The organism is Psychrobacter sp. AOP7-B1-25 (assembly GCF_052376195.1).
Classification (GTDB): Bacteria; Pseudomonadota; Gammaproteobacteria; order Pseudomonadales; family Moraxellaceae; genus Psychrobacter.
On sequence record NZ_JBQSVK010000001.1, the window covers coordinates 120,262 to 142,930 of the forward strand.

Sequence of the window (22,669 nt, forward strand, 5' to 3'; positions counted from 1 at the left end):
GCGACCGTTTCATTTATAACCATATTTTATTAATAGTCATTATGATAACGATTGAGCAACTCATTACTCGAATTGAGCAGCGTCAGCCTATTATTAATAAGGCTGAGATTGATACTGAGCAATTGTGTCAACCATTCAGTAGCGTCGGTAGCCTGACGACGGCCAGTCAACAGCAGCTAAGCTTTTTGGCAGATCCTCATTATATCTCTAGCTTGGCTAGCAGCGATGCAGGCGCAGTATTAGTGACGGAAGCATATCGTGACCAAGTGCCTACCTCAGCAATGGCACTAGTTGTCTCAAATCCATATTTGGCCTATGCCAGTGCTAGTCAGCTGTTTGCGCGTCATTCTTTATCTAATGGAATTCATCCTAGTGCTGTGATTTCAGAGAGTGCTGTTATTGGTGAGCAAGTCAACATCGGCCCTTTTTGTGTGATTGGTGACAATGTGCAAATAGGAGCGCGCAGCTCACTCGATGCTCACGTCGTGGTTGAAGCCAATACCAGTATCGGTACTGATTGTGTGATTAAGTCACAAGTCGTTGTCGGTCCTGAGTGTGTTATCGGTAATCACGTTAGGTTGCATGCAGGGGTAAGTGTTGGATCTGAAGGGTTTGGTTTTGCTCCTACTAAAGAACCTAGCAACACAGGTTGGGAGCGCATAGCTCAGTTGGGCCGTGTCATTATTGGCGATTATGTGCGAGTTGGTAGCCAGACGTGTATCGATCGTGGCGCTATCGATGATACCGTTATTGGTAATCATGTTATTATTGATAATTTGGTACAAGTTGCTCATAACGTCCGTATCGGTGACGGTACTGCTATTGCTGCGCAAACCGGCATTGCGGGTAGTACTACGATAGGTAAGCGCTGTATAATAGGCGGTGCTGTCGGTATCACAGGGCATATTGATATTACGGATGATGTAACGTTGTCTGGGATGACCATGGTAACCAAATCCATTAAAACCGCCGGTTCATATTCATCTGGTACTGCTGCAATGCCGACTGCTAATTGGCGACGTGCAGCTGTACGTTTTCGTCAGCTAGGCAGCAACTAATGCAAACACAAACAAATAATAGATATTCAAAACACAGCAAGGAAGCGTCATTATGAGCAGTAACAATATAGATATCCCAACTGATGAAGACGTTAAAAGCTTAGCTGAGCAAGGTCTTACATTACCATTAACGTATCATACGATTAAGCATTATTTACCACATCGTTATCCTTTTATGCTGGTAGATCGTATCGTCGCTTGTACGCCAGGTGAGTGTATTACTGGTATCAAAAACGTGACTATCAATGAAGAGTTTTTTAACGGTCATTTTCCTGATGAGCCGATTATGCCAGGTGTATTAATGGTAGAGTCCATGGCTCAGGTGTCAGGAGTGCTTGGCTTTATTAGTGCAGGACTGACTGCAGAAGACGGTTACCTCTATCTATTTGCAGGTGTGGATAAAGTCCGTTTTAAACGTCGTGTGATTCCTGGTGATCAACTTATCATTCGTGCGAAAACCGTGATGCAAAAACATGGTATTTATAAGTTTGATTGTACTGTCCATGTCGAAGATGAACTGGCTGCCAGTGCCCAAATTATGATTGCACGTCAAGAGCAATAAAAACCTATTAAAACAAAGGATGTTTAAGTTGGTGATAAGTCATAACATATAAAGGGCGGTATCTAAATCGCTTTTTATGATTGTATAATGAGCTATATATAGATTCGACAACGCAAATGGTATTAGCTTCGTTAGTAAGACTGAAATAGCGATACTTTTTTATTATTTACTCGCATCAAATGATACAAGGGCCCATCTTATGAGTCAGATTCATCCTACAGCACTCATCTCACCGTCCGCGCAGATTGACGAGACTGCCATAATTGGGCCTTACTGTATCGTTGGTGATGAAGTATCAATTGGTGCACATACGGTCCTGCATAGACATGTTGTTGTGACGAAACTGACTCGTATTGGACAGCACAATGAGTTTTATCAGTTTGCAAGTATTGGTGAAGACCCTCAAGATTTGAAGTATGCAGGAGAGCGTACTTGGCTTGAAATCGGTGATCATAATACGATTCGCGAAGCCTGTAGTTTGCATCGTGGTACAGCACAGGATGGCGAGCTAACCAAAATCGGTAGCCACAACCTGCTGATGGTAAACACGCATGTCGCACATGATTGTGTGATTGGTGATCATAACGTATTAGCAAACAATGTGGGTGTGGCAGGGCATGTGACTATTGGCGACCATATCATCATCGGAGGCAACTCAGGTATTCACCAGTTCTGTACAGTAGATGACTATAGTTTAATTGGCGGTGCTAGTTTAATTTTAAAAGATGTGGCTGCTTTCACTATGGTATCTGGTAATCCAGCTAAAACTCATGGTATGAATGTTGAGGGAATGCGCCGTAAAGGCTGGTCAAAAGAGACTATCAACGCATTGCGTCAAGCGTACCGCGTGATTTTTAGGTCAGGTTTGACGACGGTACAAGCACTTGAAGCGTTAAACAATGAGCTGCTACCTCAAGAACCAAAGATTCAGCTGCTTATTGACTCACTACAAAATAGCAGCCGAGGTGTTGTACGTTAAAAAAATACTTCTCGATCAATGATGAATCTTATACTTTTAATAAACCAAATTCTTATATACTAAAGATGAGTCACATAAAAGCCATAACTATTTGTTATGGCTTTTTATATTTATGAATACTTGACTTTTTTGGTCGCTTAGCAGAAACTGAGCGTTTATGATATTGTAAACAATTCTTTCTTAATGTTGCTGGACGCTTTGTATCGACGCGTTTACTAAATAGTTCGATAATAAGACTGACTATTTATGTTTATCAAGGAAGATTATCAGCAATGTTAATTGAAGCACGAGGACGGAAAAAATGGCTATCAATAAACAAGAACATGCACAATGGAGCTCAAGCTTTGGCTTCGTGTTGGCAGCAGTAGGCTCAGCAGTTGGTTTAGGAAACATATGGAAATTTCCATACATGGTTGGCGAAAGCGGTGGCTCAGCTTTCGTTATTGCTTATTTGTTTTGTATTGCGCTGGTCGGTTTTCCGATATTGGTTGCTGAATGGTTAATTGGTCGCCGCGGTCAAAAAAATCCAGTCAATACGTTTGCAGACGTAGCAGCTGATGAAGGTAGGTCTCGTAGTTGGGGGATTGTTGGTGCTACTGGTGTTTTAGGTGGTTTCTTAATTCTATCGTTTTATAGTGTCATCGGCGGCTGGGCTCTTAACTACATTACAAAAATTTCGTCGGGCAGCTTTGTAGGTCAAGATAGTGACTCTGTCGCTGCAACTTTTGATGCTATGCTAGCCTCAGCTGGTACGTTGACAATCTGGCACACAGCTTTCATGATTATAACGGCTGTTATCGTTGGTATCGGTGTGACAAGTGGTATTGAAAAAACCGCTAAAATTTTGATGCCATTACTAGGTGTAATTCTTTTCGTTATCGTTGGTTATAACGTGATGAATGGCGGGTTTGGTGAAGCAGTCGCTTACTTATTCACGCCAGATCTTAGCAAGTTGACTGCTGATGTTATGCTGGCTGCATTAGGTCACGCATTCTTCACGCTATCAATTGGTATGGGTATCATGGTTGCTTATGGTTCTTATCTAGGTCGTGAAGTGAACCTATTAAAAACTGCACGTACCGTTGTTATTTTAGATACCGTTATTGCTTTGGCCGCTGGTCTAGCAATTTTCCCGATTATCTTTAGCAATGGTCTAGATCCTGCAGCAGGCCCTGGTCTTATCTTTGTAAGCTTACCAATTGCTTTCGGTAGCATGAGTGCAGGTACCATCATCGGTGCATTGTTCTTCTTGCTTATTACCTTTGCCGCTATCACTTCATCTATCTCTTTACTTGAGCCGACTGTTGAGTTATTGGAAGAGCGTACCTCAATGAGTCGTACTGTATCGACTATCGCTGCAAGTACCGTAATTTGGTTATTAGGTATTGCCGCATTGTTATCATTTAACCTATGGTCAGACTTTACTATTATGGGTAATGGTATCTTTGATGCGCTAGATAAACTTACCAGTAAATTCCTATTACCTCTAACAGGTCTTGCCGCTATCTTATTCGCTGGTTGGAAAATGAATCAGCGTAATATTCAACAAGAGCTTGGACTGTCTAACGGTGCATGGCAGCTGTGGCAAATTGTTGCGAAATTCATCGCGCCAATCGCTGTTGTAGTTGTATTTGTAACTTCACTGATGGGATAGTAGTTATCATCGTCGATTCTATCTGAATCATTGGCTTATAAAAGCAGTACGAAAAAAGGGCTTAAGATTATTCTTAAGCCCTTTTTGATTTCAACAGATTTAGATAACAAGTAGTGAATGCTAAACAGGATTAACGCAAGTTTAACTCAGGAACCGTTTGACCTCGTTTGGTGTAAAACTCACTGACAAACTCATCAAATTTATCTTGCTCGATAGCATCTCTGATACCCTGCATCAAACGTTGGTAATAGCTCAAATTGTGAATAGTGGCTAGTTGAGCGCCCAGCATTTCTTTGCACTTATTAAGGTGATACAGGTAAGCACGGCTAAAGTTTTGGCAAGTATAGCAGTCGCATTCAGGATCTAACGGGCCTTCATCGTTGCGATATTGGCTATTACGAATGCGTACCACTCCAGCGTTGTCTGTATCGCCTGTCACAAAGTAATGGCCGTTACGGGCGTTACGCGTTGGCATCACACAGTCGAACATATCGACGCCGCGGCGTACGCCTTCAACTAAATCCTCAGGCTTACCAACACCCATAAGATAGCGCGGCTTGTCTGCTGGCATATCATCAGGCAGGTAATCTAGGACATCCATCATCTCTTCTTTGGGCTCGCCAACTGAAAGACCGCCAATGGCATAACCATCAAAGCCAATATCTAACAGGCCTTCAAGCGACTGCTGACGCAAATCAGGATACATACTGCCTTGCACAATACCAAATAGGGCGTTGGTGCTGCCCAGTCTGTTGTGCTCATCAACACAGCGCTGTCCCCAACGTAGTGATAGCTCCAAAGATTTTTTGGCTTCATCATGAGTCGCCGGATAAGGGGTACACTCATCGAACTGCATGACGATGTCTGAATTCAAGCTATACTGAATCTGCATAGATTTTTCTGGTGAGAGAAATATTTTTGCGCCATCGATAGGGGATTTAAAATTCACGCCTTCTTCGGTGATTTTACGCATCGCGCCAAGGCTAAAGACTTGGAAACCACCTGAATCAGTCAAGATAGGTTTGTCCCAATGCATGAATTTATGCAAGCCACCAAACTTATCAATGACTTCGGTACCCGGACGTAACCATAGATGAAAGGTATTGCCCAAAATAATATCAGCACCAATGGCTTCGATATCACGTGGCAGCATGCCTTTGACCGTACCATAAGTACCAACAGGCATAAAAGCAGGCGTTTGTACGTCGCCATGATTGAGGTGAACTGTACCACGGCGTGCACGCGTTGCACCGCTGGCCGTTTTATGTAAGACAAATTGCATATGATAACCGCTATTTAAGCTATGAAAATGGCGCTAATTATAGCATTGTTGGCGATTTTTTTGGACATGGATATTTAGTGCTAACGATATATGGTCAATATATTTTTCGGTGACTTTATTTAACGTCGTCTTGTTATAACCAAAAAACACAGAGAGCACGTTAAAAGACACAGACAGGGCTGACGCTGTATTGATACAGTAGAAATTATACAAGTGAGGTAATAGTTATTGCCAAACTACGCTTTTAGACGCTGGAGACACAATATGAAAAAAACAGGGTATTTATTATTGGCAGGTGGATTATTGTTAATATCGAAAGGGGTGGTAGCTGCTGAGACAGAAGAGCCAGAGTACACGTTACTGGCACAAACAGATGACTTTGAGTTGCGTCGCTATGATGAGCAACTAGTAGCGCAAACATGGGTGAGTGGTGACCAGGACTCAGCAAGTCGTGAAGGGTTTAAAGTGTTAGCGGACTATATTTTTGGTAACAACACAGCACCAAGTGGAAGTAGTAGTAAGATTAGTATGACTGCACCTGTCACGATGCAAGCTGATAGCACAGACAGCAGTGAGTCACAGAAAATTGCGATGACAGCACCAGTCAGTATGCAACAGGAAGATGGTAAGTGGCGCGTACAATTTACGATGCCTAGTCAATATACGATGCAAACATTGCCTAAGCCAAACAATCCAAACGTTGAGATTATAGAAGTACCCGCACAGACGTACGGTGTGATTAAATTTTCAGGATTGGCAGGTAGTAAAAAAGTCGCAACTAAAACGGCAGAATTACAATCTTGGATGGAAAGTCAAAAACTAAATGTGACAGGACAACCTGAATTAGCGCGTTATAATCCACCTTGGACGCTACCATTTTTACGTCGCAATGAGGTGATGATTGCGTATCAACCCGAGTAGCAAGCAATCCATAAAAAAAGACAGCAATTGCTGTCTTTTTTGTGCTTAATTTAGGGTGTCTGCGTTAGACGTTTTGCTCACGGATGATGTTAAGCATACGGCGTAATGGCTCAGCAGCACCCCACAATAACTGATCGCCAACGGTAAATGCGCCTAGATACTCAGGGCCCATATTAAGCTTACGCAAGCGGCCAAGGGCAACGGTTAGGGTGCCGGTGACGGCTACTGGAGTTAGACGATCCATAGTGGCTTCTTTGTCATCTTCAACTAAGTCCAACCATTCATTGCCACTGTTTTTGAGAGCAGCTTCGATCTCTTCTAGTGGAATGTCTTTTTTGAGTTTGATCGTTAGGCCTTGTGCATGACAGCGCATAGCACCGACACGTACACACATACCATCAATAGGAATTGTACTGGCTTCGTCGTTACCTAGAATTTTATTAGTCTCAACGCCGCCTTTCCATTCTTCTTTTGACTGCTTGTTCTCTAGCTGCGCATCGATATAAGGAATCAAGCTACCTGCAAGTGGTACACCGAAGTATTGCTTAGGGAAATCTGTTGAGCGTTGAGTCTGAGCGATTTTTTTATCAATCTCAAGAATAGCACTAGCAGGGTCGGCCAATTCGTCTTGGACAGCATCATGTAATACACCCATGCCATTGATGAGTTCACGCATATTGTTTGCACCAGAACCACTAGCGGCTTGATAAGTCATCGCGCTGACCCATTCAACCCAGCCCTTGTTAAACAGCTCACCGATAGCCATCAGCATCAACGACACTGTGCAGTTACCACCGATAAAGTCTTTTTTGCCATTGGCTAGAGCGCTATCAATGACAGCACGATTGACTGGATCTAAAATGATGATACTGTCATTTTCCATACGTAATGTACTTGCTGCATCAATCCAATAGCCGTTCCAACCACTATCACGCAATGGTTGATGAACTTTTGACGTGTAGTCACCACCTTGACAAGTAATGACGACATCACAAGCGGCGAGTGCTTCAATATCATGAGCGTCTTTTAGTTGGCTGGTTTCAATACCATCGAATTTTGGTGCATCACCACCAGCATTACTGGTAGAGAAAAACACAGGCGTAATGCCGTTGAAGTCGTTTTCTTCCTGCATACGTTGTATCAATACTGACCCTACCATACCGCGCCAGCCTACCAAACCTACTGTTAAATCACTCATGAAGTTCAATCCTATTTACAATTATTTGTTGCATCGTCAACCGATAACAATGCCGTGAATAGCGCGAAAAAGCAAGGCGTTTCGGCCATTATTTGGTCGTTTTCGATACACTATTTACTATGTTGACTATAACTTTAAGTTATTACTATTGAAGAAGTACTTGGCTATCTAGCGACCTCAAAAACATAATATTCAACAAAGCGTTCATTATACCGAGTGAGCTGGTATTGTAACGTTTTATGATAGTTGTCGCATATTTGAGACTCATCAGTAGGCGAGTATCTTTTGAAATGATAAAGTAAGTCTCAAACATTGCTTTTTCAACATTGATTGAGTTGCCACCACGCTATTTTTTATCAAATAAAAGTTTAACTAATATATATCATAAACACTCCAATCAACGGTTAGTATCTACTTATGGATCTATCACTATTATATTATGCCCTACAAGGTCTAGCAGTATTCATCGCATTTGTCACGATGTGGGGCTGGTTGCCGCTGGATAACTGGTGGGTACGTGGCGTTGAGTTTCCACGCATTCAAATAATGGTGCTTGGGGTTATCGCTTGGGTCGGTATGATAATTTTTTTCTCAGAGTGGGAGCTATGGCAGTGGGTATTGTTTGCTGTATTAAGCGGTACGTTAGCATTTCAACTGAGAATGGTGCTGCCTTATACCAAACTGTGGAAAAAAGAAGTCCAAAAGGCAAAGGACAAGCCCGAAGGACAAGCGCATCAACTAAAACTGATGGTATCAAATGTATTGACGCCCAACGATGAAACGCAAAAACTGGTTGATTTGGTCAAGCAAAAGCAGCCGGATATTTTAATTACCCTTGAGAGTGACAAAAAATGGGAGCAAGCCTTACACCAAATTGAGCCTGATTATCCTTATACAGTGAAAGTACCACTGGATAATTTGTATGGCATGCATTTGTATTCTAAGCTTGAGCTTATCGATCCTGAAATTAAATATCTGATGATAGATGACATACCTTCTATCCATACTCAGCTATGCTTGCAAGGAGGCCGTGTCGTTTGGTTATATTGTTTGCACCCTATGCCGCCTAGTCCAACTGAAGCGGATAAATCTACCACGCGCGATGCTGAGCTACTCATGGTAGGTAAACATATAAAAGAAAACAACCAAACCGCGATATTGGCAGGTGATCTTAATGATGTGGCATGGTCAAAAACTACTCGTCGTTTCCAGCGTATCTCTGGACTGCTAGATCCTCGCATTGGTCGACATTTTATTAATACTTACCATGTTAAATATCCATTCTTACGCTGGGCTTTAGATCATATTTTTCATAGTGCTTGCTTTACAGTAGTTGATATCGAGCGTATGCCATCTATAGGGTCTGATCATTTTCCTGTGATGACTACTTTGCAATATGAGCCAGAAGAGACAAGCAAGCAAGAGGGCAATACGCCTACTGCACAAGTAGAAGATATCCAAGAGACTGATGATAAAATCGAAGAAGGAAAAAAAGAAGGCGAAAAAGTTTCAGAGGAACATAAAAAAGAGCAACGCAGTTTTGGTTGATAAAAGAGGCTATTTATCAGCTGTAGTATCTAGAGATGACGTAAGCATATGCTTACGCAAAATAGAGTCTTTAGCTTCTATCGGCACCGAATTCATTGGCATATAATACAGTCATCAACACAAGGATATGCATGGATGTGGTGTTGAGACAGTATGAATAAAAGCACAGGTCAGCCCGCTGTCTTAAATAATACTGTTAAATGACTTAGGATGAGTCAGCATGGAAGAGAGATAATAACAACAACATGAAGTATTGAAACCCTGAACCAATCGCCCTAGGTTCGGGGTTTTTCTTTGTGTATAGGGTATGGTTTGGCAAAGTTTAGAATATTTATCTTTGAGATGCTTTCAAAGCTTGCAGTTAAATATTTAACTGCGCAAATAAAATAAGGGCTTATGCAATGGCATATACCCTTATTTTATTTCTATCGATTCAATACTTTCGCTAACTTAGTGCTATTAGCTTCTTGCAATATATTAGCCAAGTATCTGGATATAAGCGCCAGCACGTAGCTCCTGTAGCCAGTCTTCTTGAGCTTGCGGGGCTAGGCGTTGATACAGTGCTTGACGCGCCATATTACGACGATATTGCTCGCTAATATCTTGTTCACGCTGACCTTCAACTTTTAGGATATGCCAGCCAAATTGTGTCTTAAAAGGTGCTGAGTAGTCACCAACTGCTGTATTCTTCATTGTGGCCTCAAATGGCCCAACCATATCCTCTTCGCTAACCCAATCAAGATCACCACCACGTCCAGCAGAACCTGGATCGTCTGAATACGTCGAGGCTAGGCTAGCAAAGTCAGCACCGCCACGAAGTTGCTCGTACAAGTCATTGATTTTTTGTTCAGCAAGCGCATCAGTTTGTAGGTCATCGACTTTTACCAAAATGTGGCGAGTATGCCATTGTGGTACTAGCATTGTATTACTGGCTTTTTTATCAGCCAGCTTGATGATATCAATACCTTCAGGAGTTAATAATGGCTCGCTTACGGTACCAACGTCTAGCTTAGTAATTTTGCTAGACAGCTCTGTCGGTAAAGAAGCGGCCTTATGAAAGCCCATATCTCCACCTTGCAATGGAATCGGATAGCTACTTTGGCTAGCAGCAACAGCTTCAGCGACGTTGACGTTTGGCTCAAGCAAACGTGTACGCAAGGCTTGGGCAACTTTTAATGCTTCTTCACGTTGAGCGGTCGACAAACGACTATAATCATCTATATAAGGAACACGTACGTGAATGGTTTGATATTCACTTTGGTTCAGTCGCTTAGCTTCAGGTGAGGCCAGAAACGCATCAATATCTTGCTCGCTAATACGTACTCGGCGAGTAATTTGACGCTGTTGTAGCGCTTGAATAGAAGCTTCTTCGATCAGTTGAGCACGTAGAGCAGCATAACTGCCAGGTTGCGCTGTATCTAAGCGTTGCTGCAATGCCGAGATGCTATTAAGCCCTTCAGCTTGAGCGATTTGAGCAAGACGTTGATTGATCTCTGCTTCATCAGCAGATACCCCAGAGCGCTTCGCCATTGTTAACTGCAACTCACGTAAAATAAGCGCGTTTAACACTTCAGACTGTAGCTGCGCGGAGTTTGCGATAGGCTCTCCAGCAGCTTTTGCACGAGCTTGGGTTTGCTCGATAGCATTGACCAGTTCGCTTTTCAAGATAGCACTTTCATTGACCAAGGCGATAATACCGTCTGTGCTATTGGCTGGCGTCAAACGATTAACTGAGTTTTGCGTAGCAGAGGCAGAAGCTTGAGCCGCTTCAGGTTCGACAGTAGCAGCGTTGGCACTTAACGTAAGCGTAAGGCCTGCCATAGATAGCAATACTGCTCTGCTAGTCTGACGTAAAGAAAAAAATCTCATGATGCTCCTCATCAATGTCATTGCATCGGATGGTAGTCGGTCAACTCTATCCAATACTCTTAATAATAAAATATTCGACAGCGTTTCCCTTAATAGGGGTTGAAACAGTGTCTTATAAATACTTGTGTAAATAACGCTAATCTAGCAAAAAATTGGTTAGTCTTTCCAAGCTGTCTGTACAGGTTCAAAGCCCAAAATCTTATCAGCAAGCAATCGTGTCAAGCGGCTGCTACCACTACCAAGGCCGTTTAATCTAACTTCTGCCATAATGGCTTGTGTTGGTTTGTCTTTCACGTTCAAGTCATTGTAATAGCGGCGACCATAAACAGCAAAGCCGAAACAGCAATCTTCGTAATCAACGCCGATGAGTGAATCAAGCATTCTGTCGCTGTCAAGATCATATTGTCCTTGAGCCAAGATACGCCAACTGTTATTAATAGGGAAAACAGCGGAAGCGGTAAACGCCGACAATGGCAACTGATCGGTATTGTCATCACGCTGACGTTTGACATAACCCACATTGAATAAGCTATTGTCTGACGGCTGATAACGCAGTTCAGTCGTAATATAGTTTAAGTCATAATTACTGGTTAAGGCACCGCTTACATCAACCCAAAAGTTATTGTAAGGCTGAGTGCTAGTATCCCATACCATACCTGAAGAAGACGAAGTAAAAACTGGCTGATCGTCGTCAAGTGTTACACGTCCATCATCTAGATAGAACTGTTCTGCAATGCTACCATCAAAACGTGTCACACCCGTTGCATCGATGTAACGATAATTGACGCCAGGCGTAATAGAATGTAGATCCTGCAAACGATCATGACCTAAAAACCAACTATCTGAAAATAGCTGTTCATAGTTAATAGAGGCAATACGCGTATTAAAGTTAGGGATGTCATTTTGGTTCTCATACGGCGAGTACGTATATTTTACGCGCGGACTAAGTAAACGATAGCCGCCCATCGTATCGTCAAACGCGCCAAATGGTGAACCTGCTTGGTAAAAATTCAGACCAGCATCAATACTGGCTTGCGGAACAAAGACAGATTGGTTGCCATCTTCTTCACTAAGTTGGTTATCCGCTAAGCTATCTTCATCATATGAGGTATAAAGATGCTGCAAGCTAAGCTTGGGTTTGATGTAACCCCAAGAATTTTCCATCGGATAGGCAGCGCTTAGTTTATTATAAATGCGTGTGCCACTCTTCTCATTTTCAGAGCCGTCATCGATAGATTTTTTGAAGTATGCAGAGTCGTGAACACCAGTAATATCAAAGTGCTCGGCCCAAGGTAGTCGATAATTTAATTTGAGTTGTGGCAATCGTGAGTACGGCTTATCTTTATCTTCCAACGCCTCGCCATTATCAGTAAAAGCATCTAGAGTCTGAAAAGTTTCTACTTTTAACTCACCATCGACATAATCGTTGTAATAATTGACGCGAGCACGACGTGGTAAGTTTAAGGTGTTATCCGACAAACCCAACGTATCGAAATCATCAAGGTAATCGGCATCCGATACATAGTTGTATTCGGCATCAGCACTCAATCGTGGAATGCTTTTTGAGGACCAAGTATGGTCATAAAACAAACTAGTACGATCTTCGTTATCATACTCTTTATCGTTTGGTAAGTATGAACCGTTTAAAGCACCTTCCCCATAGTTTTCAGTCAAATAGCGGAACTCTCCTGATAGCATAGGGTTACGATCAGTATAGATATGTGTATTAAGGGTGGCATCATAGTTAGGTGCCAAGTTGAAATAGTATGGAATATCAACTTCAAGGCCGTTTTCACTACTGACGGTAGCACTTGGCAATAAAAACCCACTACTACGACGGCTGTCTATCGGGAAGTTAAAGTAAGGAAGGTAAAAAACAGGTATGTCAGCAACACGGAAAGTTGTATTGTACGCTTCGCCGCGCCCCGTATCGGTATCTAGGTCGATACTTTTGGCTTCAAACTGCCATTTACGGTTGGTAGGTGGGCAGGTGCTAAACATAACCTGATCCAACTCGTACTCACTATCGTTGGGTCTGTTTAAGTGTTTGGCATAGCCGTGTGCTTGCAGTCCAACACTGGCAAACGCCACATTATTAGCCGTTGATTGACCAGTTTCGGTATTGTAATTTAAGCTGTCCGCCACGCCAATGAGGCCACCTTGTGCCGCTCTATCATTAAAGCCAGCCTGCCCATTGCGCGTACGTTGTATAGGCTGTCCAGTCGCATTATCTGTAAACATCACCTTGCCTTGAGCAGCAGCAACGCCATTGTCCAAGTCAATCATGACTTGTTCTGCTTCGATATGCTGGGTACCTTGATCAATTTTCACGTTGCCAGATAGCTCAGCATAATTGACATTGTTGTAATAACCGTAATCAGACTCTGTAAATAAGGGGGCTTGATTGTTCGGAACGCTAGCCACATTTGGTGCTGGTTGTCCGTTTGCAGTACCTGTTTCATTCACAGCACGTTGGTAATTGGGATTGCTTTGCGGATGTACCCACTGGCCTTCGCAGCGTTGGGCACTGTTCACGGCATTTGGCAACAGACGTAAGTCTCTACCTACCTTTGGAATCGTCTGTGCCGCAAGCATGGCGTTGTTATGAGCATTATTCGTTTCAGCACTGCTAGTTTCTTCGACGTTGTTTAATGTAGAAGCATCGGTATCTGGTGTCAGCTCATAAAATTCTGCTAAGCGCATTAGGCTGGCTTGAATACTCTCATCATTAAGATCTAGTTTGCCATTTTCTGTTGTTATCGCTTTAGGAACAAAGGCGTTGCTATTTGCCTCAGTACTATTTGTTTGATCACGGGTTTCTGTATCTAAATTAGCAGTATTGGGAACTTCATTGCTAAAAGTGTCAGAGTCAGTAGTTTCATCAATACCTGTAATGTTTAGGTCGTTGTTCTCCGAGAATTTGCTCTCTAACGTAGTATCATTCGATACAGTCGCATTATTCGTATTAGCAAAATTAGCATTGTCTTGATAGTTATCATCTAGAACGTCTGTTAGAACGTCTGTTTCTTGATAGCCGTCACTATTTTGGGTACGACTAGTATTATCGGCGTCAGTCGCTACACTATTAGAAATATAGCTGCCCGTACTGTCCGTAGTAAGTGGTTCAGTTTTTTGCGTATTGGCATCACCAATAGCAGCACTGACAGTTAGACTAGATAAGCCTAAGGCACCAAATAAGATCAAGCGGATGCTTTGGTAAAGCGGAGAATATAACAAGGGCACACCTATGATTGCAGAGCTTATTGGATTGCATGACTGAGTTTAGTAACGGTATCACCGAACGATTAAAGTAGTGAATGAGCGACTAAAATATGACTAATGTATTCTCAAAAATTTGGATGTTTTACATATAATGACGACTAATCATAGTCAAAAAAAACCAAATCAGCTACACTATTTACCAAAATTTATAATATAGCCATGCTAATTTTTAAGTAGCGACAGCGATTCTATCTGATATTAGGTATTGAATGATATAGCAATACGTCTATGACAGCCTGTATAGCACTGCCACATATCGCTATTTTAGCAAGTATTTGTCTGACTTATCACTACTTTAATTATTTATGATTTATATTTAACCAGCGATGCCCAATATGACTGACAAAACGCCTTTAGAGACTGATATGATCGAAGAAAACAACAACCGCCAACAGCAATTAGAGCAATGGTTACAACAAGTATTTTTAGATCAAACATTTAGTCTAGACAGCCTACCTGGCGACGCTAGTGCGCGCCGGTATCATCGAATCGAGTTGTCAGAGACAGATAAGAGCGCCAACAAACATTATATCGTCATGGACTCCGCTGACGAGCAGGATGCGATGCGGCAGTTTATCAATGTCGCTAAATTGATGTCACCCGCTGTCAACGTGCCGACTCTGACTGCACAAAATATAGAAAAAGGGTTTTTGGTATTACAAGATTTTGGCACAGTAGAATTCGCCCATTTGCTTGTCGATGCCACTGCAGACCAAATTAATGACTACTATCAGCTAGCAATGCAGACACTAGCCGCGCTACAAACGGTACCAGTAGAAACAGCAAGGTCGCAACACCAACTGCCAGATTATGACATAGCATTATTAGACCGTGAGATGGATTTATTTAGCGAATGGTTTATACCTTATATTGGTGTAGCGCTAAATGAGCAAGTTTGGGGGAATCTAAAAGCCGCATTAGTGAATGAGATTTTACGACAGCCACAAGTGGTGGTCCATCGTGATTATCACAGCCGCAACCTCATGCAAGATCAAGTAGATAAATCAAAGTTGGGGGTGATTGATTTCCAAGATGCTGTCGTTGGATCGTATGCTTATGACTTAGTGTCGTTAGTACGTGATGCTTATGTAGATTGGCCAGAGAGCCAAATATATACATGGATTAGTGACTTTTGGCAGCTACAAAAACAAAATTCATTAACTACTGCTGATAGCGTGGTGCAGTTTGAAAATGATGTGAATGTCATCGGCGTACAACGTCACCTAAAGGTATTAGGGATTTTTATTCGTTTGTCTGAGCGTGACGGCAAAGACCGCTATTTGGCGGATATCCCTAAAGTCATGCGCGACTTAATTATTGAATTAAACTGGCTTGCCGAGCATGGTAGTGATGAGCTAAAGCAATCAATTATACCGTTTAATCAATGGCTACAAGAGGCAGTGCTACCTGCTTATAAAGAGAAGTTTGCCTCAGCGTAGATAACGCACAGCTACATTAATTTGAATAATAAAAATAGGAACGCAGATGTCTACCTCTACTATTACACAGGCCATGATTTTGGCAGCGGGTAAGGGCACACGCCTACGTCCATTAACACTTGAGACGCCGAAGCCTTTGGTTGAAGTCGCTGGTCAACCGCTTATTGTTTGGCACATTAAAGCCTTAAAAGCAGCGGGTATTACTGATATTACGGTCAACGCGTCATGGTTAGCACATAAGTTGATGAACACGTTAGGCGACGGTTCACAGTACGGCGTAAAGCTGCACTGGTCAGTAGAAGACGATGAACCACTTGAGACGGCGGGCGGTATTTTTCAGGCATTGCAATCAGGCAAACTAAAGGATGAGCCGTTTATTCTAGTCAACTCCGACGTCTGGACTACCTATGACTTTTCTCAATTAATAGACTATACGTTAGGAGCGGATCAGCGTGCGCATTTATTATTAATTGATAACCCAAAGCACAATAATGGTGGCGACTTCGCGATTAATAACGGTCTTGCTAGTGAGCAGCCGATTGGCAATGCGGACAAGTATACCTTCGCTGGTATTAGTGTAATGTCACCGAAATTGGTAGAAGGTCTGGTGTCAGGACAACCTGCGGCTTTAGCACCACTACTGAAGCAAGCAATGATAAAGTTTCAGATCACTGCTGAAGTGACGACAGACAATTGGATAGACGTGGGGACATCTGAGCGCTTAGCACAGGTCAACGAGTTTATCGAACAGAATGATATCGAGCATCAAGGTAAACCAAGCTGATGAATTTGAGATAAATAAAAAGCAGCGTTGATTATTCAACGCTGCTTTTTTTATATGTATATAAATAGTTGTCATAGCAGTTTTAGATATTACGTATGATTAAGCAATTATACTAAACACCCATGGCCATTTTTATTAGCTGAGCAATGGTAAATACCACTAAAAACCCTGCCACATATAGACCCAAAAACCATGCCCATTGTGATTGTTTTTTACTGAACTTTTTCATAGAGATCTCCTGATTAGCGTATGAAGTGTGGCTACCATCTATAAATGATGACAGCCATCCCTTTTAGCTGATCCGTTACCTGCCGCGATTAGCGACTAGTACATTGGATTGTGATCAGATTTACCTTTGAAGGTATAGTAAGCAAATGCTGTATAGCTCAAGATAATCGGTAACATGATACATGCGCCAATAAGCATAAATGATAATGAAGTATCAGCCGCAGCCGCTTCATAAATCGTCATTTGATACGGTACGATATAAGGGAATATGGCAAAACAAACCCCAATATAACCCATTAAGAATAGAGCCACCGTTAACAAGAACGGACGATACTCACGCTCAGTTTTTAAGTCTTTACGCATGATAAAGAATAAAAGCATGACGATGATAGGCATAGGAGCGAGGTATAATAAATCTGGGAAACCAAACCATCCTTCTAATGCATCTATGTCTGAGAAGTACATAAATGCTGTGACCACAACCATCGCAACCAATAAAGCAGTGAGCATCCATTTAGAAACTTGGCGTGCCCATACTTGTAACGTGTGCTCTGTTTTTATGATGAGCCAAGTAGAGCCAAGCAAGGCATAGCCGATAATCATGGCAAATCCACACACTATAGAAAAAGGTGTGAACCAATCAAAAGGGCCACCAGTATATAAACGGTTACTGGCCTCTAATCCTTGTACTAACGCCCCAAGCATAATACCTTGAGAGAAAGTAGCAATGACTGAGCCGACAAAGAAAAAGGTATCCCATACATGCCTGCGTGCAGACGATTTGAAGCGAAATTCAAACGCTACGCCACGCATGATAAGACCGAATAGCATGGCAGTTACTGGTAGATATAGACCTGTCATGATGATGCCATAAGCAACTGGGAACGCTGCGAATAGTCCACCACCACCTAGTACTAGCCACGTCTCGTTACCGTCCCAAAATGGCGCGATTGAGTTCATTATACGGCTACGGTTTTTATCTGAACCTGCAAATGGGAACAGGATACCGCAGCCTAAATCAAAGCCATCAAGTAGTACATAGACAAAGACAGATAAAGCAATCAAACCGCCCCAAATGAGAGGTAAATCTAATACATCACCGAAGTTAAACATTAGCGTAACCCTCCATCATCGACATCATTTGTAGGCTCATCTAAGCCTTCTTCAGTACTTTTAGCAGGGTTACTATCACCACTTAACGTGCGACCTTGACTTTCGGTCACTGAATGCTCGTAGAAGTTGTCTTCTGCGGGATCTGTGTAAGGCTTAGGCCCTTGAGCAATCAAGCGCAAGATATAAAAACTACCTGCACCAAAGACAAATATGTACAGTACGATAAAGCCAATCAACGTGGTAGCTACTTGCTGTGCTGCAAGTGGGGACATACTTTCAGCAGTGCGAATGACACCATAAACTGTCCAAGGCTGGCGTCCTGTTTCAGTGACGAACCAACCTGCTAGTAAGGCGATAAAACCAAGTGGTGTCATCATCATCCACGCTCGGTGGAACCACACACTGTCAGTATTGAACTGCTGTTTTTTGAAGTATTTGTACAAACTAAATAAGCCGACCAATACCATTAGCGTACCAATACCAACCATAATACGGAACGCCCAAAACACGATAATCACTGGTGGTTGGTCTTCAGGCGCCCAGTTTTTGAGGCCTTTAATTTCACCATCTAATGAGTGAGTGAGGATTAGCCCAGATACGTAAGGAATAGCGACTTCATATTTGTTGGTCTGATTTTCTTGATCGGGGATTGCAAACAAGCGTAATGCGGCACCGCGCTCATCCTCCCAAATACCTTCCATCGCAGCAACTTTAGCAGGTTGATGCTCAAGTGTATTTAGACCATGCTCATCACCAATCAACACCTGCGCAGGTGCGACAAAGATGGCCATAATCATTGCCATACCTAGCATTACACGACCGTGGGCGCGATGTTCAACGTGTTTTTTGGATTGAATATAATATGCGCCGATACCACCGACAACAAAAGCAGTTGTCAAAAATGCGGCGGTCATCATATGAGCATAACGGTAAGGGAACGATGGGTTGAAGATAATTTCAAGCCAGTTGGTTGGATAGAGCAGGCCATCTGCACCCATCATAAAACCTTGAGGGGTCTGCATAAAGCTGTTGGCAGCCAATATCCAAAAACCGGAAATCAATGTACCGATAGCAACGATGGCGGTTGAAGCAAAATGCATGCGTTTGCTCACGCGGCCCCAACCAAATAGCATAATACCCAAGAAGGACGCTTCTAAGAAGAACGCTGTTAATACTTCATAGGCGAGTAAAGGACCTAGAACGTTACCGGCTTTATCAGAGAATACTGCCCAGTTAGTACCAAACTGGTAGGACATTACCACGCCCGATACCACGCCTAAACCAAAGACAACAGCAAATATTTTTACCCAGTGCTTGTAGACTTCAGCATAGATAGGTTTACCAGTTCTCAACCAACGAAACTCGAGTACCGCAAGCCAGCTGGCAAGTCCGATAGAAAAGGCAGGAAAGACAATATGGAACGAGATAACAAAAGCGAATTGGATACGCGCAAGCATCAGCGCATCCATCTGGTCAATCATAAATGTAGCGAACATAAAAGGTTACTCTCATCTGTTAGCTGAATAGCGCTGACTTCCATACAACGCTCAAGTAACTGTCCGTAACTATCCATAGATCAAAGCGGCAAGCATTACGGGCAATAGCTCAGTGTTATGAGCTTAGCACTATTAGACGTAAATTGTGGCTAAGTCTGCGATTCACTTTTTAGCTGAATTGAATAATTTATGTCCTTATAAATTTATATATTACTGTCGTGTGCTATAGATATATTATGCGCCTACCTATATACACACGCAAGCAACCTAACCCGTTAGTTGCAGACCTAAGAGTCATCAAAATAACATAAATCAAACATTGAAAAATAAAATTAATGTTATTAAAAACAAAGAAGTACGCGTGAGCATAATACTTATTTGAAACCTATAACCTCAATTTAAAGGTTTCGATTCATATGTCAAAAACATTATGAAATAACAAAAATCTACATCATTCTTGAAGCTGCTTATGCAAAATTCTTCGCAATGTCAAAATAGTCTGCGGGTTGGTCTGAATACTATGACCGCCATTGATAATGGTTTCTGATGCAGCGCCATCTAGATGAGCACTGCTATAGGGAACGATACCATCTGATAATCGCTCAGTCAGGGCTTGACTGATATCATCATTGACCGTTACAGCAGCAACAAGTGGCTCTGGTGGTAATTTTGATGTCTTAGTATTGTCGCTGATATCCATGCTCGCCGTTTCATTTCCAGAACTGTCTTCTACCGCTTGAGACAAATCGATTTTGGCACCGTTTGGCTGAGTTTGTGCAAGCCCTTTAGTGATATCAGCGTCATTATTAGCAATGATTGAATGATAGATAATACGCTCATTCATAGTTAGGTTTTTGGTTAACTCTATAAAAGAGGACTTGTCACTTAATTGGCTAGCCCCGTTTTGTAAATACAGCGCGCCTAGTGGGTTTTGCGCCAAATCACCTTGTGTGGCAATCGTTGCTAAGTTATCTGTGACTGTCTTAACCAAACCTACAGGTAAATAAACGATGCGGCGTAATGCACGGGTAAACCAACGATCTGCATAATCCGTACCACGGAAAGGTGCAGATAGAAAAACAGCAGTGTCTACCTGCGGTAATGCTTGTAGCTCAAAGCGTTCCTTTAACTCATTTTCGCCAAAAGAGGTCTTTAGCACGTTACGGATTTTCTGTTTTTCACTGTTAGAGAGCATGTCTTTATCATCGAGCTTATCCAAATCATTGACTAAATTTTCGTCAGATAGCATCATACGAGCAATGACGGCACCCATACTATGACTGATAATAACACTGTTTTGACTGGCACGATTTTGCCCGTTGGGATCAGTTTGCTGATATGTACTGTTGATCAACTGCTGAATCTGGTAGCGATTTTCTAAAATAGGGAGGTTGGTTGGATAGAATATTTGCCAAACTTGGTAATTATCGCGCAGCTTGTCATCATTGAGAATATCGTTGGTTAGGTTGACCCACGTGGCTGGGCTAGAGGCTAGCCCGTGCAACATAATCAACACGCGCTTATCAGGGTCATAGGGCTCGAGCATGAAGAGTTTGGGTAGCTGAGCATCTGGCTGGCGAGTAATCAAGTTTAAATAACCGACGCCATCTAACTGGTTTTCTGATAGCCATAATCCGTATCCTGCTGAAAAATTGGCTGCCAGTGGGTATTCATCGTTGAGGATGTTGACGGATTCAGTTTGGTACGGATTATACAAATGAACATCAAGCTTACGACTACTCAGAACGTCTAATACGCTGTCGCTATCCGGCTTAATCAGACCAGTCAATAACAGATGCCCAGTAGGGTAAATACGTGAGCTTGGCTCACTATCGTTCGTATTTTTCTTCTCATTTGTCAATCTACCAGATAAGGAGGCGGCTAATAACTGACGAATTGTGGTGGTATAACGATCATCCAATGATGCCACTAAGCTGATGCCTAAGCCGGGGCGCTTACTCACTGAGTTTAGGCCAGAGAGCCGTAGCTGATAAGTAGATGTTAGATCTGCCAGAGCAGAAGTTTGTTTATGAGCATTTTGCAGATAGTTGTTTTCGTTGGGTAAATAAATACCAAGGTTGTAATCATCTACTGTTACTTTCATGACTTTAACTTGATCTGTTGCTTTACCTTTTAGCGGTGGCCGATTGGCAACTGCTACCTCATTGCTGTTATCAGGCTTGGTAGACGTTATTGGCAGATATTCTACTGTTGTATTACCCATCAACTTGTTAGTGTTTTCAGTTGATTGATAAATCTGAGTAACAACGTCGTTACTAGCAGCGTTGTAAATATCTTGGGTTTGAATATCGTTGTCATTTGGAATACGGTTTTGCGCATGAGCACTACTACTTTGTTCAGCACCTTCAAAGTCATGGGTCAAACTGTCATAGAACAGATAAGTGTAGCTATATTTGACGGCATCAAACAGTCTTGCTTGATAATCGGTTAAACACAGATCGGTCTCTTTTTGTTGCGTTTTGGCATCTTCATCACTCAAAGGGGCATTGGCGTAATACGGATCAAGCGGTGGACGTGCAAGCGCATTACGGCAACTCTCTGAGTCAGATAATTGACGTGCTTTTGCATAATGTAGTTCTGCAAAAATAGCCAAAGCAGGGCGATAATGCCGGTTGAGCATACTGTCAGAAAGCTGAGTCAAACATAAGTCAAATTGCTGCATACAGGCTTGTTCATTCAGTCCTGCTGACAGTAAAGCAGATGCTGTATCACTGCTTAGCGTGTTGTCAGTGACGATATTGCCGCGCTGAGCAGAGATCGTCTTGGCAGTGGCCTGTTTATCTACCGTCACCGTACTACATGCTGGTAGTAATACCGCTGCTGCCAAAAGCATAAGTGAAGTAATGGGTAGGTTTTTTTTATTAATATACATTACTGTCTGTTTGCTGAAGCCCGCGAGAGTCATAAGTCAGTCCAATGAATGGTAGTTATGAGAGTATAAGTAATGAAAGTAGCAGCTAATAATGAGTGTAGCGCAACTCTTGACGTTAGACTATTCATTTAAGGATCTACAAAGGCATGTTTTAAAATGAATGCACTTCTAATAGCCGAAAAAAAGCGCTTTTGTTTTATAAATCTAAAACAAAAGCGCTTGATATTTTAATCTTAAATTATCTATTAAGGCATCTATTGGTTAGCGCCTTTATCTATTAAAGGTATTGTCGATTAAAGACTTATCGAGTAAAAGTCTTATAAATCCAACCCTCAACCCTTAAAATTTCAATTACTAGGCTCA

General features: G+C 42.2%; 15 protein-coding genes. 8 read left to right on the forward strand and 7 right to left on the reverse strand.

Annotated elements, in window-relative coordinates; translation table 11 throughout:
• The first annotated feature begins 41 nt into the window (after positions 1-41).
• The 4 genes from lpxD (at position 42) to ACT3QR_RS00495 (ending at position 4,253) form a co-directional block, all read left to right on the forward strand.
• Positions 42-1,058, forward strand: coding sequence for a UDP-3-O-(3-hydroxymyristoyl)glucosamine N-acyltransferase (gene lpxD, locus ACT3QR_RS00480; RefSeq protein ID WP_444519446.1), 1,017 nt, complete (start codon positions 42-44; stop codon positions 1,056-1,058).
• A 52-nt stretch (positions 1,059-1,110) separates the two neighbouring features.
• Positions 1,111-1,620: a 3-hydroxyacyl-ACP dehydratase FabZ gene (fabZ, locus tag ACT3QR_RS00485; protein WP_444519447.1), complete on the forward strand. Its 510-nt coding sequence runs from the start codon at positions 1,111-1,113 to the stop codon at positions 1,618-1,620.
• A gap of 199 nt (positions 1,621-1,819) precedes the next feature.
• Positions 1,820-2,599, forward strand: coding sequence for an acyl-ACP--UDP-N-acetylglucosamine O-acyltransferase (lpxA, locus tag ACT3QR_RS00490; RefSeq protein ID WP_444519448.1), 780 nt, complete (start codon positions 1,820-1,822; stop codon positions 2,597-2,599).
• 301 nt (positions 2,600-2,900) lie between these two features.
• A complete protein-coding gene (locus ACT3QR_RS00495; protein ID WP_444519449.1) occupies positions 2,901-4,253 on the forward strand; it encodes a sodium-dependent transporter in 1,353 nt (450 codons plus the stop codon).
• Between the two features lie 130 nt (positions 4,254-4,383).
• Here ACT3QR_RS00495 and tgt read toward each other — a convergent pair whose 3' ends face one another.
• Positions 4,384-5,535, reverse strand: coding sequence for a tRNA guanosine(34) transglycosylase Tgt (tgt, locus tag ACT3QR_RS00500; protein WP_444519450.1), 1,152 nt, complete (start codon positions 5,533-5,535; stop codon positions 4,384-4,386).
• Between the two features lie 264 nt (positions 5,536-5,799).
• Here tgt and ACT3QR_RS00505 point away from each other — a divergent pair, with 264 nt between their 5' ends.
• Positions 5,800-6,456 carry an SOUL family heme-binding protein gene (locus tag ACT3QR_RS00505; RefSeq protein ID WP_444519451.1) on the forward strand — a complete coding sequence of 219 codons (657 nt, stop codon included), beginning with the start codon at positions 5,800-5,802 and terminating at the stop codon, positions 6,454-6,456.
• Positions 6,457-6,520: 64 nt separating this feature from the next.
• On the opposite strand, the gene asd is transcribed toward ACT3QR_RS00505, so the two are convergent.
• A complete protein-coding gene (gene asd, locus ACT3QR_RS00510) occupies positions 6,521-7,654 on the reverse strand; it encodes an aspartate-semialdehyde dehydrogenase (RefSeq protein ID WP_444519452.1) in 1,134 nt (377 codons plus the stop codon).
• A gap of 417 nt (positions 7,655-8,071) precedes the next feature.
• Here asd and ACT3QR_RS00515 point away from each other — a divergent pair, with 417 nt between their 5' ends.
• Positions 8,072-9,202 carry an endonuclease/exonuclease/phosphatase family protein gene (locus ACT3QR_RS00515; protein WP_444519453.1) on the forward strand — a complete coding sequence of 377 codons (1,131 nt, stop codon included), beginning with the start codon at positions 8,072-8,074 and terminating at the stop codon, positions 9,200-9,202.
• Between the two features lie 477 nt (positions 9,203-9,679).
• On the opposite strand, the gene ACT3QR_RS00520 is transcribed toward ACT3QR_RS00515, so the two are convergent.
• Together ACT3QR_RS00520 and ACT3QR_RS00525 are read right to left on the reverse strand one after the other, a co-directional pair.
• The gene (locus ACT3QR_RS00520; RefSeq protein ID WP_444519454.1) at positions 9,680-11,071 is read right to left on the reverse strand and encodes a peptidylprolyl isomerase; all 1,392 of its coding nucleotides are present in this window, start codon (positions 11,069-11,071) and stop codon (positions 9,680-9,682) included.
• 156 nt (positions 11,072-11,227) lie between these two features.
• Positions 11,228-14,308, reverse strand: coding sequence for an LPS-assembly protein LptD (locus ACT3QR_RS00525; RefSeq protein ID WP_444519455.1), 3,081 nt, complete (start codon positions 14,306-14,308; stop codon positions 11,228-11,230).
• A 380-nt stretch (positions 14,309-14,688) separates the two neighbouring features.
• Here ACT3QR_RS00525 and ACT3QR_RS00530 point away from each other — a divergent pair, with 380 nt between their 5' ends.
• Together ACT3QR_RS00530 and murU are read left to right on the forward strand one after the other, a co-directional pair.
• Positions 14,689-15,792: an aminoglycoside phosphotransferase family protein gene (locus ACT3QR_RS00530; RefSeq protein ID WP_444519456.1), complete on the forward strand. Its 1,104-nt coding sequence runs from the start codon at positions 14,689-14,691 to the stop codon at positions 15,790-15,792.
• A gap of 46 nt (positions 15,793-15,838) precedes the next feature.
• Positions 15,839-16,576 (forward strand): N-acetylmuramate alpha-1-phosphate uridylyltransferase MurU, encoded by a 738-nt coding sequence (murU, locus tag ACT3QR_RS00535; RefSeq protein ID WP_444519457.1) that lies wholly within the window; start codon positions 15,839-15,841, stop codon positions 16,574-16,576.
• Positions 16,577-16,900: 324 nt separating this feature from the next.
• Here murU and cydB read toward each other — a convergent pair whose 3' ends face one another.
• The 3 genes from cydB to ACT3QR_RS00550 all read right to left on the reverse strand — a co-directional run bounded on the left by cydB (position 16,901) and on the right by ACT3QR_RS00550 (position 22,339).
• A complete protein-coding gene (gene cydB, locus ACT3QR_RS00540) occupies positions 16,901-17,917 on the reverse strand; it encodes a cytochrome d ubiquinol oxidase subunit II (RefSeq protein WP_444519458.1) in 1,017 nt (338 codons plus the stop codon).
• On the reverse strand, positions 17,917-19,413 hold the full coding sequence (locus ACT3QR_RS00545) for a cytochrome ubiquinol oxidase subunit I (RefSeq protein WP_444519459.1): 1,497 nt from the start codon (positions 19,411-19,413) through the stop codon (positions 17,917-17,919). The genes cydB and ACT3QR_RS00545 overlap by 1 nt, the downstream gene beginning before the upstream one ends.
• 451 nt (positions 19,414-19,864) lie before the next feature.
• On the reverse strand, positions 19,865-22,339 hold the full coding sequence (locus ACT3QR_RS00550; protein WP_444519460.1) for an esterase/lipase family protein: 2,475 nt from the start codon (positions 22,337-22,339) through the stop codon (positions 19,865-19,867).
• Positions 22,340-22,669 lie beyond the last annotated feature (330 nt).

What these genes read in the sequence shown, in the direction of transcription:
- lpxD (WP_444519446.1), top strand. Translation starts at nt 42, where the DNA reads ATGATAACGATTGAGCAACTCATTACTCGAATTGAGCAGCGTCAGCCT.
- fabZ (WP_444519447.1), top strand. Translation starts at nt 1,111, where the DNA reads ATGAGCAGTAACAATATAGATATCCCAACTGATGAAGACGTTAAAAGC.
- lpxA (WP_444519448.1), top strand. Translation starts at nt 1,820, where the DNA reads ATGAGTCAGATTCATCCTACAGCACTCATCTCACCGTCCGCGCAGATT.
- ACT3QR_RS00495 (WP_444519449.1), top strand. Translation starts at nt 2,901, where the DNA reads ATGGCTATCAATAAACAAGAACATGCACAATGGAGCTCAAGCTTTGGC.
- tgt (WP_444519450.1), bottom strand. Translation starts at nt 5,535, where the DNA reads ATGCAATTTGTCTTACATAAAACGGCCAGCGGTGCAACGCGTGCACGC.
- ACT3QR_RS00505 (WP_444519451.1), top strand. Translation starts at nt 5,800, where the DNA reads ATGAAAAAAACAGGGTATTTATTATTGGCAGGTGGATTATTGTTAATA.
- asd (WP_444519452.1), bottom strand. Translation starts at nt 7,654, where the DNA reads ATGAGTGATTTAACAGTAGGTTTGGTAGGCTGGCGCGGTATGGTAGGG.
- ACT3QR_RS00515 (WP_444519453.1), top strand. Translation starts at nt 8,072, where the DNA reads ATGGATCTATCACTATTATATTATGCCCTACAAGGTCTAGCAGTATTC.
- ACT3QR_RS00520 (WP_444519454.1), bottom strand. Translation starts at nt 11,071, where the DNA reads ATGAGATTTTTTTCTTTACGTCAGACTAGCAGAGCAGTATTGCTATCT.
- ACT3QR_RS00530 (WP_444519456.1), top strand. Translation starts at nt 14,689, where the DNA reads ATGACTGACAAAACGCCTTTAGAGACTGATATGATCGAAGAAAACAAC.
- murU (WP_444519457.1), top strand. Translation starts at nt 15,839, where the DNA reads ATGTCTACCTCTACTATTACACAGGCCATGATTTTGGCAGCGGGTAAG.
- cydB (WP_444519458.1), bottom strand. Translation starts at nt 17,917, where the DNA reads ATGTTTAACTTCGGTGATGTATTAGATTTACCTCTCATTTGGGGCGGT.
- ACT3QR_RS00545 (WP_444519459.1), bottom strand. Translation starts at nt 19,413, where the DNA reads ATGTTCGCTACATTTATGATTGACCAGATGGATGCGCTGATGCTTGCG.
- ACT3QR_RS00550 (WP_444519460.1), bottom strand. Translation starts at nt 22,339, where the DNA reads ATGACTCTCGCGGGCTTCAGCAAACAGACAGTAATGTATATTAATAAA.